The 13,651-nt window shown below is 46.9% G+C and carries 11 protein-coding genes; 9 read left to right on the top strand and 2 right to left on the bottom strand.

The window, feature by feature from the left end; translation table 11 throughout:
• The first annotated feature begins 159 nt into the window (after nt 1–159).
• The 9 genes from ACZ5ZC_RS00645 to ACZ5ZC_RS00605 all read left to right on the top strand — a co-directional run bounded on the left by ACZ5ZC_RS00645 (nt 160) and on the right by ACZ5ZC_RS00605 (nt 11,082).
• Nucleotides 160–960: an ABC transporter ATP-binding protein gene (locus ACZ5ZC_RS00645; protein WP_337168898.1), complete on the top strand. Its 801-nt coding sequence runs from the start codon at nt 160–162 to the stop codon at nt 958–960.
• Nucleotides 960–2,912: an AMP-binding protein gene (locus ACZ5ZC_RS00640; protein WP_464931632.1), complete on the top strand. Its 1,953-nt coding sequence runs from the start codon at nt 960–962 to the stop codon at nt 2,910–2,912. Before ACZ5ZC_RS00645 ends, ACZ5ZC_RS00640 begins: the two co-directional genes overlap by 1 nt.
• The gene (locus ACZ5ZC_RS00635; RefSeq protein WP_006741061.1) at nt 2,912–3,805 is read left to right on the top strand and encodes a branched-chain amino acid ABC transporter permease; all 894 of its coding nucleotides are present in this window, start codon (nt 2,912–2,914) and stop codon (nt 3,803–3,805) included. Before ACZ5ZC_RS00640 ends, ACZ5ZC_RS00635 begins: the two co-directional genes overlap by 1 nt.
• An 11-nt stretch (nt 3,806–3,816) precedes the next feature.
• The gene (locus tag ACZ5ZC_RS00630) at nt 3,817–4,884 is read left to right on the top strand and encodes a branched-chain amino acid ABC transporter permease (RefSeq protein WP_104973556.1); all 1,068 of its coding nucleotides are present in this window, start codon (nt 3,817–3,819) and stop codon (nt 4,882–4,884) included.
• A 45-nt stretch (nt 4,885–4,929) separates the two neighbouring features.
• Complete coding sequence (locus tag ACZ5ZC_RS00625; protein WP_006741059.1) at nt 4,930–6,174, top strand: ABC transporter substrate-binding protein; 1,245 nt, start codon at nt 4,930–4,932, stop codon at nt 6,172–6,174.
• An 80-nt stretch (nt 6,175–6,254) separates the two neighbouring features.
• Nucleotides 6,255–7,076, top strand: a complete 822-nt coding sequence (locus ACZ5ZC_RS00620) for an ABC transporter ATP-binding protein (protein WP_464931631.1) — start codon at nt 6,255–6,257, stop codon at nt 7,074–7,076.
• A gap of 9 nt (nt 7,077–7,085) precedes the next feature.
• Nucleotides 7,086–8,288: a phenylacetate--CoA ligase family protein gene (locus tag ACZ5ZC_RS00615; protein WP_464931630.1), complete on the top strand. Its 1,203-nt coding sequence runs from the start codon at nt 7,086–7,088 to the stop codon at nt 8,286–8,288.
• A 124-nt stretch (nt 8,289–8,412) separates the two neighbouring features.
• Entirely contained in the window at nt 8,413–9,018 is a 606-nt protein-coding gene (locus ACZ5ZC_RS00610; RefSeq protein ID WP_464931629.1) for a methyltransferase domain-containing protein, read from the top strand.
• 150 nt (nt 9,019–9,168) lie between these two features.
• The gene (locus ACZ5ZC_RS00605; RefSeq protein WP_301660769.1) at nt 9,169–11,082 is read left to right on the top strand and encodes a BCCT family transporter; all 1,914 of its coding nucleotides are present in this window, start codon (nt 9,169–9,171) and stop codon (nt 11,080–11,082) included.
• A 90-nt stretch (nt 11,083–11,172) separates the two neighbouring features.
• Here ACZ5ZC_RS00605 and budC read toward each other — a convergent pair whose 3' ends face one another.
• Together budC and alsS are read right to left on the bottom strand one after the other, a co-directional pair.
• Nucleotides 11,173–11,931: a meso-2,3-butanediol dehydrogenase gene (gene budC, locus ACZ5ZC_RS00600; protein WP_005392589.1), complete on the bottom strand. Its 759-nt coding sequence runs from the start codon at nt 11,929–11,931 to the stop codon at nt 11,173–11,175.
• A complete protein-coding gene (gene alsS, locus ACZ5ZC_RS00595) occupies nt 11,928–13,631 on the bottom strand; it encodes an acetolactate synthase AlsS (protein ID WP_464931628.1) in 1,704 nt (567 codons plus the stop codon). Before alsS ends, budC begins: the two co-directional genes overlap by 4 nt.
• Nucleotides 13,632–13,651 lie beyond the last annotated feature (20 nt).

The raw sequence follows: 13,651 nt of genomic DNA, 5'->3' as shown, positions 1-13,651 counted from the left end.
ACTTAATCTTTCAAGCACTATTCTGATTTTAAATTGACGTTTACGTAAACTGAATACAAAGTTGATGCATAGGTGTAAAAGCGGTTACCAGTATCAAAGTTAGGTTTGATCAAATAGTGCTCAATGGAACGCACTTAAATAACGAAAGGGAGATCAACTATGGTATCGGAATCGCCTCTGTTGCAGGTAAACGATATTTCATTGGCTTTTGGTGGGGTGAAAGCTTTAACTGACGTGAGCTTCCATGTGAATGAAAAGGAAATCTTTTCAATCATTGGTCCAAACGGTGCAGGTAAAACCTCAATGCTCAATTGCATCTCTGGTCGATACACACCAAACAAAGGCTCTGTAATCTTCGCTGGAGATGATGTAACCAAACGAACACCTAGCCAACGAGCTGAGTTAGGGTTGGGAAGAACCTTCCAAAACTTAGCGCTCTTTTCTCATATGTCAGTACTGGACAACATTATGGTTGGCCGACATCACCTACTGAAAAACAACTTCGTCACGGGGCCACTGTATTGGTTCTCTAACGCACAGAAAGAAGAGATGGCGCACCGCAAGTACGTGGAAGACGTGATCGATTTTCTAGAAATCCAGCACATTCGCAAAGCCACCGCTGGCACACTTTCTTACGGTTTACGTAAACGTGTAGAACTTGCTCGTGCCATTGCCTTAAAACCTAAGTTGTTGCTGCTTGATGAACCGATGGCAGGCATGAACTTGGAAGAAAAGGAAGACATGGCGCGTTACATCATGGATTTAAACGAAGAGTTAGACATCACCATCATCATGATCGAGCACGATATGGGCGTGGTGATGGATATCTCTAACCGCGTATTGGTGTTGGATTTTGGTAAACACATTGCTATGGGCGAGCCAGAAGGAGTGATGGCCAACCCGCATGTGAAACAAGCGTACTTAGGCGAAGAGCTACCGACATTAGAGGAGAGTGCATAATGGCACAGCAACATAATGATTGGGCAGATATAACCCGCTTAGATACCTTTCCAAAAGTATTGCAGCACAACGCCAAGCACTGGCCCGAGCAAGTCGCAATGCGTGAAAAGGAGTTTGGTATTTGGCGAGAGTTCACTTGGCAAGATTATGAAAACCGAGTGAAGTGGATGGCGCTCGCACTCAAAGACTTAGGTGTTGGTGAGCAAGACGTTGTTGGTTTGCTGGGTGATAACCGCCCGGAATGGGTATGGGGCGAGTTGGCCGCACATGCGATCAAAGGTTTCTCGCTGGGTATCTATCAAGATTCCATGCACGAAGAAGTGGCGTACCTCATCAACTATGCCAAAGCAAAAGTCGTGGTTGCGGAAGATGAAGAGCAATGCGATAAGCTACTTGAGCTCGGTGATGAGATCCCAAGCGTAGAATTCATTATCTATTGTGACCCGCGTGGAATGCGCAAGTACGACGACCCACGACTGATTGACGTTGAAAAGGTCTATAAAAAAGGTCAACTGATCGACAAAGCGGATCCGGATAAATATCTCAATATGGTTGCGGCAACCAAAGGCAGTGATCTTTCGATTCTTTGTACCACGTCGGGTACGACTTCCAAACCAAAGTTGGCTCAGCTACACAGCGGCACTTTCTTAGATCACTGTGCGGCTTATCTGCGTGCCGACCCGCGCTCTCCAGGCGACAACTACGTTTCTGTTCTGCCTTTGCCTTGGATTATGGAGCAGGTATATGTGGTTGGTCAGGCGTTGATTTCTCGTCAAATCGTTAACTTCGTGGAAGAACAAGAAACCATGATGTCCGACTTGCGTGAAATCGGTCCAAACTTTGTGCTGTTAGCGCCGCGAGTGTGGGAAAACATTGTGGCAGACGTGTCTGCGCGAATGATGGATTCCACACCGTTTAAGCAGAAGATGTACAAACTGGGCATGAGCTTAGCGAATAAAGCGTTGGAGCAGGGTAAACGTTCTAAGTTGGCTGAATGGATTCTTCTGCGTGCTCTGCGTGACCGTTTAGGGTTTTCGAACCTGACATCTGCGGCAACCGGCGGTGCGGCGATGGGACCGGATACTTTCCGTTACTTGCAAGCGATCGGTGTACCACTCAAGCAGCTTTACGGTCAAACCGAAATGTGTGGTGCGTACACCGTCCACCAAGCCGATGACGTGGACTATGATTCGGTCGGCGTTGCGTTTGATAATGCAGAAGTGAAAGTCATCAACCCAGACAGCAATGGCGTGGGTGAGATCATCGCGAAAAGTACCGGCATGTTTACTGGCTACCTGAACAACCAGGAAGCGTATGACGAAGACGTACAAGACGGATGGATGCATACGGGTGATGCGGGTTACTTTAAAGATTCTGGTCACTTGGTGGTGATTGATCGTCTGAAAGACATGTCGGAAACCAGCCATGGCGACCGCTACTCTCCGCAGTTCATTGAAAACAAACTCAAGTTTTCGCCGTTTATTGCAGAAGCCGTAGTGGTGGGCAAAGGTCGACCTTGGCTATCCGCCATCATCTGTATTCGCTACGCGATTGTTGCGAAGTGGGCAGAGCAGCGAGGCTTAGCATTCACTAACTACACCAACTTATCTGCTCAACCAGAAGTGTATCAAGCTATTCGTGAAGAAGTGCTGAAAGTGAACGAATCCCTACCCGATGCACAGAAGATCAGCAAATTCATTCTACTTTACAAAGAGCTAGATGCCGACGATGGCGAGCTAACTCGCACACGTAAAGTACGCCGTGGTGTGGTTGCAGAGAAATACGGAGACATCATCGAAACCATCTACAGTGACGATCCAAAAGTCGATGTGGATACGGTGATCACTTATCAGGATGGCACCAAAACACGCATTCAAACGTCGCTAGTGATTGAAACGCTTATTGAACATGAGCCAATACTAGTGGATAGCGAACAACGGAGGATCGCATAGTGAATACGGATTTATTACTGCAACTCGTCATTAATGGCGTGATCGTTGGCATGTTGTATGGCGTGGTCGCCATGTGCTTTGTACTGATATACAAATCGACCCAGGTGGTGAACTTCGCTCAGGGGGAGTTTCTTCTGATTGGGGCGTGGGTATGTTGGGCGGCGCTTGTTCATCTGCAACTGCCATTTTTTATCGGCTTTTTACTCACGCTCGCGTTCATGATGGTGTTCGGTATCGCCGTGCAAACCATTGTGCTCAGACCGTTAATTGGTGAACCGATTATCTCTGTGATCATGGTGACCATCGGTCTGTCTATGTTCTTCCAAGCGCTGATGAAGTGGATATTCGGCGTCTCGGCTGTTTCTTATCCGCAGGTGTTCGAAACAAATGTGGTGAATATCGGTGGTTTGAATGTTGAGTTTGCTTACATTCTGAGTTTGATCTTCTCAATGTTCATCATGGGCGCGTTCTACTGGTTCTTTAAATTCAGCAAAATGGGCTTGGCGATGCGCGCAACAGCGTTTAACCAGCAAGTCGCGCAGAGTCTTGGCATTTCCATCAAGAAAGTGTTCGCCATCAGTTGGGCTATTTCGGCAATGGTATCCGCGACAGCAGGGATTGTTATCGGGATCGTGAACGGTGTCTCTGACGCGCTATCCATCATCGGTATCAAAGTCTTCCCAGCCGTTATTTTGGGTGGTTTGGACTCGGTGGTCGGCGCGATTGTCGGTGGCATCACCATCGGGGTGCTAGAGAACTTAGCTGAGTTCTTTGATAGTCAATACCTGCAAGTGGGTAACCTGTACAACATCGCACCATTCTATGTGCTGTTAATCATTCTTGCCTTCAAGCCATACGGCCTGTTTGGTACCAAAGATATCGAGCGTATTTAAGGAGAAATAACATGGCTCAACTTAGCATGCGCCCATGTGGGGATTTTCGAACCACATACAAAAGTGATACGCCAATTTTTGAAACCAAAACCATCAGAAGCCTTGCGATTGCAGGTGTCATCGCCATGCTGGCAGCACCGCTGGTCTTGGATATTTACTTCCTAAACCTGTTTATTCAGATTGCATACCTCGGTATCGCGGCATTGGGCTTAAACATTCTGGTTGGTTTTACCGGACAAATCTCGCTAGGTCACGGTGCGTTCTTTGGCTTTGGCGCCTTTGCATCGGCTTGGCTAAATAACCAGTTTAACATTCCAGTCGTGTTTGCGATTCCGCTCGCGGGTTACTTAACCATGATTGTAGGGATGCTGTTTGGTCTGCCAGCGGCTCGAATTAAAGGTTTATATCTAGCTATCGCAACGTTGGCGGCGCAGTTTATTTTAGAGGACTTCTTTGCTCGTGCAGACTGGTTCAGTGGCGGCTCATATGGTGCTGGTGCAAACCCTATCAATCTGTTTGGCTTTGAGTTTACGACCGACGAAAGTTTCTTCTACATCGCTCTATTTGCGCTGATCTTCATGTATATGTGGGCATCGAACTTGATCCGTTCTCGTGATGGTCGCGCGTTTGTATCGGTACGAGATCACTATCTGTCGGCAGAAATCATGGGCATCAACCTAACTAAGTATCGTCTGCTCTCATTTGGTGTATGCGCATTCTATGCGGGCATCGGGGGCGCACTCTACGGACATTATCTAGGTTTTGTATCAGCAGAAGGTTTCACCATCATGATGTCTATCCAGTTTTTGGCAATGATCATCATTGGTGGCTTGGGTTCAGTCAAAGGCACATTGATGGGTACGATATTTATCGTATTGCTGCCTGAAGTTTTGGAGTTTGGCGTGACGGGGTTGGCTGAGTTTAGCAATAACACTTCGTTCATTGATGGCCTGGCTTACTTCAAAGAAATGGCGATTGGTTTAGTCATCATGCTGTTCCTCATTTTCGAACCTCAAGGGTTATCGCATCGCTGGCAACAGATTCGAGCATATTGGAAACACTATCCGTTCTCATATTAACGTGGAATTAAGTGGAATATACCTCAATAACAAGGACAACGAGTTATGAACAAAGGACATCTAGCGACAACGTTGGTGCTATCTTCGGCACTGTTTACTACCGCAACTTGGGCAAAAGACTCTGTATTCGTCGGGCAATTGGTCGACTTTTCTGGACCAACGGCGTATGTGAGTAAGCCTTATGGTTCTGGCGTGCGAGACGCATTACGCTGGATTAACCAAAACGGTGGCATTAACGGTACCGAGCTCGAATTTGAAACAGTAGATATGGCGTACAAAGTACCAGTGGCGATTTCTAACTATAAACGTTGGGTGGCACGCAAAGACATGGTTGCGCTGCAAGGCTGGGGCACGGCAGATACCGAAGCTCTCATCTCGTTTGTGACCAAAGACAAAGTGCCAGTGTTCTCTGCCTCTTATTCAGGTCACTTAACGGACCCAACCGGCAAGAACCCAAAAACCGCGAAACCAGCGCCTTATAACTTCTTCTATGGTGCGTCGTACTCAGATGCGTGTCGTGCACTAGTGAAGTGGGCGAAAGAAGATTGGGAATCAAAGGGCAACCAAGGTGCGCCGAAATTTACCCACATTGGCGATAACCACCCATTCCCGAATGCGCCAAAAGAAGCGTGTGCAGAATATGCTGAAGAGCTTGGTTTTGAGGTGCAAAACCCAGTCGTTGTGTCACTAAAACCAGGGGACTTCAAAGCACAATGTCTGTCACTCAAAGAGTCTGGCACCAACTACGGTTACATTGCCAATATCGGTAGCTCGGTAATCTCACTCGTGAAGTCTTGTAATACGGTTGGTACAGAGTTCCAGTACATGGCGAACATTTGGGGCGGTGACAAACCAGTACTTGAAGCGGCGGGCGATGGCCTTAAAGATTATGTTTTTCCTGGCATGACGGCGTTTTGGGGAGACGATAACGAAGGCATGAAACTGGTTCGTGAGATTTCTAAGCAGTCTGAATCAGAGCCTGGCGAGTTTAGAACTCACCACTACATTCGCGGTATTTGTTCTGCGTTCTACATGAAAGAAGCGATGGAGTGGGCGAAAGACAACGGTGGCATCACGGGTGAAAACATCAAGAAGGGCATGTATGTCCATGACAACTGGGTCCCACAAGGCTTAGAAGGTGTTTGTGTACCTGCGAACTGGAAACCGGAAGATCACCGTGGCACAACAACCGTGAACGTGTTTATGGGTAACAACAACGGCGGCGCAGTAGATATAAAGAAAGTGTCTCAAGTGACATTGTCACGTCGTGACGATTGGCTAGGTTACTAATCTACGACTTATTAATAACAAAGCTTACTGAAAATAAGGATGGGTGAGAGGACACTCTCACCCTAGCAAGGAGTAGCTTGATGGCTGAATTAGCAACGAATATCGAACCGGCAGAAATACTGCTTTCAGTGAACAACATTGAAGTCGTCTACGACGAAGTAATACTAGTACTTCGCGGTGTGAGCTTAGATGTTCCAAAAGGGCAGATTGTGACCTTACTGGGCGCCAACGGTGCGGGTAAATCCACGACGTTAAAAGCTATTTCTGGTTTGTTGAAAACCGAAGATGGTGAAGTGACGCGCGGTGAAATCAACTTCATGGGCGAGCGCATAGACAACAAAAGCCCGGAAGAGATCGTCCGTTCGGGCATCTTCCAAGTTATGGAAGGGCGCCGAATTGTTGAAGATATGACGGTAATAGAAAATCTTCGCTTAGGGGCTTACACGCGTACGGACAACGAAGTCGAGCAAGACATCGAAATGGTGTTTGATTATTTCCCTCGCCTTAAAGAGCGCACCGGTCTAGCGGGTTATTTGTCAGGTGGTGAGCAGCAAATGCTAGCGATTGGTCGTGCACTGATGGCTCGTCCAAAAATGATCTTGTTGGATGAACCTTCGATGGGGCTTTCGCCGCTGTTGGTGAAGGAGGTGTTCAGCATTATTAACAAGATTAATAAAGATCAAGGCATTACCATGCTTTTGGTTGAGCAGAATGCCAACTTTGCCCTTCAAGCGGCCGATTACGGTTACATCATGGAATCAGGCAAAATCGTACTGGATGGCAGCAAGCACGAACTGCTAAACAATGAAGATGTGAAAGAGTTCTACCTTGGCGGCGGCGATGAAGATCGCAAGAGCTTCAAGAATCTGAAATCTTACAAACGTCGTAAGCGTTGGTTATAAGGAGCAAGGATGAACGAACTATTTGATGCGAAAGAATCGTTATCTCCGCAGGCACGAGAAGAATCGCTGTTTCAACGTCTGCCAACGTTGATTGAAAATGCAAAAGCCAACAGCGAACATTATGCGGCGCATTTTGCTGAGTTAGATCCTACATTGGTGAATAATCGTGAAGGGCTTACCCAGTTTCCAATTACGCGCAAATTCAATATTCCAAACCAGCAGCAACTTAAACCGCCGTTTGGTGGTTTAAATAGTGTTGCGATTGGTCAGATGGCGCGTGTATTCCAATCACCGGGGCCGTTGTATGAGGCACAAACGGATGAGGTGGATTTCTGGCGTATGGGGCGCGCGTTTCACGCGGCTGGATTTAGTGCGGGCGATTTAGTGCATAACACGCTCTCTTATCATTTCTCGCCTGGTGGATTTATTATGGATGGTGGCGCAAGAGCTTGTGGCTGCGCGGTATTTCCGGCGGGTGTCGGGAATACCGAAGCACAAATTGAAGCGATTAAACAGCTGCAGCCAACGGGTTATACGGGCACGCCTTCTTACTTGCTGACGTTGCTACAAAAGTACCAAGAGAAATATGGTGAGTCGCCGAGTTTTACCAAAGCGCTAGTCTCTGGTGAAGCAGTCACTGCAGACATGCAACAGATGTTTGAGGTTAAAGGAATTGCAGTCTCTCAAGCCTACGCAAGTGCTGAGCTTGGTTTGATTGCTTATCAAGTGTCTGGCGAGCAAGGCTTGGTGGTTGCCGAAGATATTATCGTTGAAATCGTTAATCCTGATGGCATTCCTGTACAACCGGGAGAAGTCGGCGAAGTGGTCGTGACATCGCTCGATGAGAAGTTTCCGCTGATTCGCTACGCAACGGGAGATTTATCGGCATACCTAGAAACGGGCTCGGATTCGCCACGCACGAATGCGCGAATTAAAGGCTGGATGGGGCGTGCGGACTCAGCGGTGAAAGTGAAAGGCCTGTTTGTTTATCCGCATCAGATCCAAGAAGTCTGTCGTCGCCACGATATTAAAGGCTCCTTGAAAATTGAGCGCGATGGCTTCAACGATGCCATTACTTTCTGTTGTCATGATGTGCATGTATCAGCAGAGGACATTCAAGCAACACTCCAGTCTGTCACTAAACTGAAAGGCAATGTCCAGTTTGTACCGAACCAAGCGGAGCAGCCGTTAATCAATGACCTGCGCAGTTAACCCATCATTGTAAAACGCATTTATAAAAAGCTAACAACGTAAAAATCAAAGGCTAGGAGAGGGGATACCACATTGTGCTGCGTATCCCTTTCTTTTTGTGCCAGTACAATCAGGAGGGCGATAAATGAAGCAGGCACCGACCATCAATCAACAGTTTTGGGATAATTTGTTTACCCAAGGCACCATGCCGTGGGATGCCAAAACCACACCTCAAGAGCTAAAAGCTTACCTAGAAAACGCGCTTCATAGAGGTCAGTCTGTATTTATCCCTGGCTGTGGTGCTGCTTATGAACTCAGCTCTTTTATTCAATATGGGCATGATGTGATCGCGATGGATTACAGCCAACAAGCAGTAAAAATGGCGCAATCGACGTTAGGCAAGCACAAAGATAAAGTCGTGCTGGGGGATGTATTTAACGCTGACTCTGCGCACTCATTTGATGTGATTTACGAGCGTGCCTTTCTCGCTGCACTACCGAGAGACCAGTGGCCAGATTACTTTGCTATGGTGGATAAATTGCTGCCAAGAGACGGTTTGTTAATTGGTTATTTCGTTATAGATGATGATTACCACTCTCGCTTCCCTCCATTTTGTTTGCGAAGTGGGGAGTTGGAGGGTTATCTAGAACCGACGTTTAAGCTTGTGGAATCCTCAGTGATGGCAAACAGTGTTGAGGTTTTTAAAGGTAGAGAGCGCTGGATGGTGTGGCAGAAAAGCTGCCGTATTTAAACGCTATGGCATCAAATAATGAATACAAAATCAGCGTCACATAATGCATATTTTAAAGATAATTATTCTTGTGGTAACGATAATTGTTGTGAATTGGCGAAGTTGTGAGAAATGTAGATCATGTCCTTTGAAAACATAAGGATATATAATATGGACAAATCATTTTCTCTCATCGATAAGCCTACCTTCTTAGGCTCACTCTTTCTTTTACTTAGCGTCGTTATACCTTTAATTTTATTTCCCACACAAGGTGCGGATTGGATAGCTTCAGCCAAATTTTTCATGACCGATAAGCTTGGTGTGTTATACCTCGCACTGGGTATCGCAGCAATGTGTTTTATGATTTACACCGTGTTCAGCGATCTTGGCCAAATCAAACTTGGTGAAGCCGACGAGCAACCAGAATTTGGTAACGCCTCATGGGCTGCAATGCTATTTTGTGGAGGTATTGGCGCAAGTATTCTGTATTGGGGGTGTATCGAGTGGGCATACTACTATCAATCACCACCATTTCAGTTGGAAGCAGGCAGTGAAGAAGCCATTCGCTGGGCCGCGACTTATGGTCTGTTTCACTGGGGACCGATCGCTTGGTCAATTTACCTTATTCCTGCTCTGCCTATCGCTTACTTCTTTTATGTACGCAAACAACCTGTTTTGAAAATCTCTAGTGCGTTAATGCCTGTATTAGGAGAAAAGCGTGCAAACGGTGGTATTGGCAAGTTTATTGATGTGTTGTTTATTTTTGGTATGTTGGGTGGTGCGGCGACTACGCTTGGCTTAGCAGCGCCTCTTATCAACGGTGGTCTACATCATATCTTCGGTCTTCCAAACAATACCTTCAGCCAAGTGGCTGTATTACTTCTCTGTACTGCTATTTTTGGTTACTCCGCGTATGCAGGGCTTGAGAAGGGGATCAAATTCCTTAGTAACATTAACTTCTGGGGTGCGATGGGCTTGTTACTCTTTGTACTTGCCGTTGGGCCAACCGTGTTCATGTTAGAAACGGGCTTAGATTCTATTGGTCGTATGTTGTCTAACTTCTTTGTTATGGCTACCTGGGCGGAGCCGTTTGGTGGTTATGGTGAGTTTACAGATACACACTTCCCGCAAGACTGGACTATTTTCTACTGGGCATGGTGGTTGGTCTTTGCTCCTTGTATGGGATTGTTTGTTGCGCGTATCTCGCGTGGAAGAACGATCAAACAGATGGTCGTAGGTTCTATATTTTACGGTTCTTTAGGTTGTTTCTTATTCTTCATTGTTTTAGGTAACTATGGTTTATCGTTGCAATTGACGGGTGAGCTTGATGTCATCGCAATCCTCAACGAATCAGGCGCACCAGCGGCTATTTTTGCAACGTTAGACACATTACCGTTAGGGCCAATCGTTATTGGTGTTTTTACACTATTGTGTATCATTTTTACGGCGACTTCGTTTGACTCTATCTCGTACATTCTTGCGTCTGTGGTTCAAAATGATGTCACGGAAGAACCGATGCGCTGGAACCGTTTGTTCTGGGCGTTTACTTTGTCTTTTCTGCCAACCGTCCTAATGTTCATGGGAGGTTTATCGACATTACAAACCGCTGCGATCGTGGGAGGTTTACCGTTGTTAGTTATCTCGGTGATGTTGATGGTGTCCTTTGTCCGCGCGGCGAGCCTAGATATTAAACATCAAGCAGAATACGAAGAGCCAACCATTAACATTGAAGAACTGCCGGAAATTGACCCTTGGTCAACAGAGGGAATGGCTTTGGCGAAATTTGAGCGCTTTAAAGACTTAGCTCAACAGGCGGCTGAAGAAGAGCGCGAAGCAATGGCGGCCCTGATGAGCATGCGTAAGAGAATTCGCGCATTCGCCTTAGAACACAGCTGTGAATCTGGGTTTTCGGACCATCATTTACCAGAAGATATGCAAACAGAGCTACAGCAACTAACCGAAGCGCTTGAGTTGGCTCAACAGAAGAAACAAGAACTGTCTGAACAAGCCCAAGAATCTCGAATGGAATTTAATCATGTGTTATTAGGCGGCGCGTCGGCAGGTTTAGCAACGTCTCAGGCTTAAGAACAGACACACAAGAGCCGAGTACAAACTCGGCTCTTTTTTTGCGTGGATACCTTACAGTTAAAGATTCTGCTCAGTCAGTGTTAATGCTTATACTATTTTAGGTTGACCATCTGATGCGGTGGCACCGCCGTCTACAGGTAGGTTTACGCCATTAATGAAAGATGCGTCATCACTTGCCAAGAAAGTCACGACAGACGCAATTTCTTCAGGTTCTGCTGCTCGGCCAAGCGCAATGCGCTCATTGAATTTATCGCGGATTTCCTGCGGCCAGCCGTTCGTCATGTTGGTTTTTACTAAGCTTGGGCATACGGCGTTAATTCTTACACCCTCCGCACCATGGTCCAATGCCATCGCTCTAGTCAGGTTGACCACAGCGCCTTTACTCGCACAATAGAATGCGGCACCCCAGTCACCACCCAAACCGGAAACGGACGCGGTATTCACCATACAACCTTTCGTTTTTAAGAGTTCAGGTAACGCAAACTTCGCGCAATAAACGACGCCGTCAATGTTTACACCAGAGATCTTCTTCCAGTCTTCCACACTACCTTCAATCACGGATCCTGGGACATGTACGCCAGCATTATTTACTAAAATATCCAGTTTACCGAAACGGGTAACAACATCAGAAATCAGTGCTGCGACTTTGTCTGGATCAGAAACATCAATGGAATGCGCAGACACACGTTGTTTATCAAAGCCCTCAACGGCGTTTGCCAACTGCTCTTCATTCCAATCGGCAAGAGCGACGTTTGCGCCTTCTTCATACAGACGTTTTGCGATGGCCAAACCAATACCATTGGCAGAACCAGTGACGAGTGCGACTTTATTTTTTAATCCTCTCATGCGATTTCTCCTTCGAAACTTACAAAAACGGGATCTTGATTTTTCTCTGTGCGCGGCAACATCAGTTTGTCGTTGTCGCTGTAATCTACGGGGATAGCCACCACTGCTGGTCCTTCAACGTCCATGGCTTTATTCAATGTCAGTAGCAATTCGTGTTGACTAGTCACTGCGAAGCCTTTCGCGCCAAATGCTTCGGCGTACGCTTTGAAGTCAATTGGACCAAATTTCACACCAGAGCAGCGCTGATATTTGTTGATCTCTTGCATTTCTACCATGTTGTAGGCGTTATCAACCCACACAATATGGACGATATTGCAGTTCAGTCTAACCGCGGTTTCTAACTCCATGCTCGATTGCATAAAACCGCCGTCTCCCGATATCGATACCACTTTGCTGCCAGGTTTCAGTAGGCTGGCACCAATGGCCCATGGCAGTGCAACGCCCATCGTTTGTTGGCCGTTAGACACCAGCATTTGGCGAGCTCGAAAACAACTTAAGTAACGAGCGATCCAGATGTGGAAGCTCCCCATATCAAGACATAGCGTGGTATCTGGTGTGATGATAGATTGCATGGCTTTAATCAGTGCCAGTGGATGAAATCCTTGCTTGTTATAGACATTGGGATAGGTTTTGATCACTTGCCGTTGCAGTGCTACCTCTTCCAGTACTGAAAGTGCCGTTGGGGAAAGGCGCGCATATTCAGAGATATAGCTGCCCATCTTGTCTAATGACTGCGCAATGTTTCCGACGATTTCAACACAAGGCTGATAATTAAGTTGGTACTCTGCAGGTTCAATATCGAGATGAATCACTGGGTTGCGGTGGCTGTTCCAAAGCTCAGGGTCATACTCTATTGGGCTAAAGCCGATGGTGAGAATTAAATCGGCGTCCCGCAGTAAAACATCGCCAGGTTGGTTATTAAATAAACCGACACGCCCAGCAAAGTGGTGATAGTAATTGATGTCTACCGTGCCGGCGGCCTGGTAAGTGCCGACAACGGGTAGCTGCGTATTTTGAAGAAATCGGGCGATAGCAGCAGCGTTTTGACTGCGGCTCGCGTGAAGGCCAAGTAAAACCACACAGCGCTTTGCTTTACTGATTCGACTGACCGCTTCTTCGATTGCTGCGATGTCTGCGCAACCAGGCTGTGTGTAAGGCGAGGGTACAATAATGTCCGTTTGGGTTTGCTCGGATAAAACATCTTGGGGGAGACTCAAAAAGCAAGCCCCAGGGCGACCTGACTCTGCGATACGAAATGCGTTCGCCATGATCTCGCTTGCGGCGTCCACATGCTGCACTTCAGCACTGAACTTAGTTATAGAGCGAAAAATACTGACGGTATCCATGCTCTGGTGTGTTTGTTTTTGCTGGTCAGTTCGTTTCACCGCACCACCGATAGCAATCAGCGGATCGCCTTCGGAGTTTGCTGTTGCCACCCCTGTAACTAGGTTTCCACAGCCTGGACCTGACGTAACCATTGTGACGCCTGCTTTGCCGGTTAGTCTTCCCATAACGCCCGCCATAAATGCGCCGTTAGCCTCGTGACGTACCGGAATCATTTGGATGTTAGTGTCTTCAATCGCATCGAACAGTCGATCGATTTTTGCACCGGGAATACCGAAAATGTACTTAATGCCGAGAGACTCTAGCTGTTGAGCGATCAACTGAGCTCCATTTTTATTTGAAGGTTTGGATTGCATTTGTTGTCCTTATTATTTGC

This window comes from Vibrio sp. JCM 18905, from assembly GCF_055393305.1.
Note: the sequence above shows the minus strand (reverse complement) of the source record. Positions and strands in the feature narration are given on the sequence as shown.

Bases quoted from the DNA above. Each gene is read 5' to 3' on its own strand.
- ACZ5ZC_RS00610 (WP_464931629.1), top strand. From the start codon at position 8,413: ATGAAGCAGGCACCGACCATCAATCAACAGTTTTGGGATAATTTGTTT.
- ACZ5ZC_RS00620 (WP_464931631.1), top strand. From the start codon at position 6,255: ATGGCTGAATTAGCAACGAATATCGAACCGGCAGAAATACTGCTTTCA.
- ACZ5ZC_RS00645 (WP_337168898.1), top strand. From the start codon at position 160: ATGGTATCGGAATCGCCTCTGTTGCAGGTAAACGATATTTCATTGGCT.
- alsS (WP_464931628.1), bottom strand. From the start codon at position 13,631: ATGCAATCCAAACCTTCAAATAAAAATGGAGCTCAGTTGATCGCTCAA.
- ACZ5ZC_RS00630 (WP_104973556.1), top strand. From the start codon at position 3,817: ATGGCTCAACTTAGCATGCGCCCATGTGGGGATTTTCGAACCACATAC.
- ACZ5ZC_RS00640 (WP_464931632.1), top strand. From the start codon at position 960: ATGGCACAGCAACATAATGATTGGGCAGATATAACCCGCTTAGATACC.
- ACZ5ZC_RS00615 (WP_464931630.1), top strand. From the start codon at position 7,086: ATGAACGAACTATTTGATGCGAAAGAATCGTTATCTCCGCAGGCACGA.
- ACZ5ZC_RS00605 (WP_301660769.1), top strand. From the start codon at position 9,169: ATGGACAAATCATTTTCTCTCATCGATAAGCCTACCTTCTTAGGCTCA.
- budC (WP_005392589.1), bottom strand. From the start codon at position 11,931: ATGAGAGGATTAAAAAATAAAGTCGCACTCGTCACTGGTTCTGCCAAT.
- ACZ5ZC_RS00625 (WP_006741059.1), top strand. From the start codon at position 4,930: ATGAACAAAGGACATCTAGCGACAACGTTGGTGCTATCTTCGGCACTG.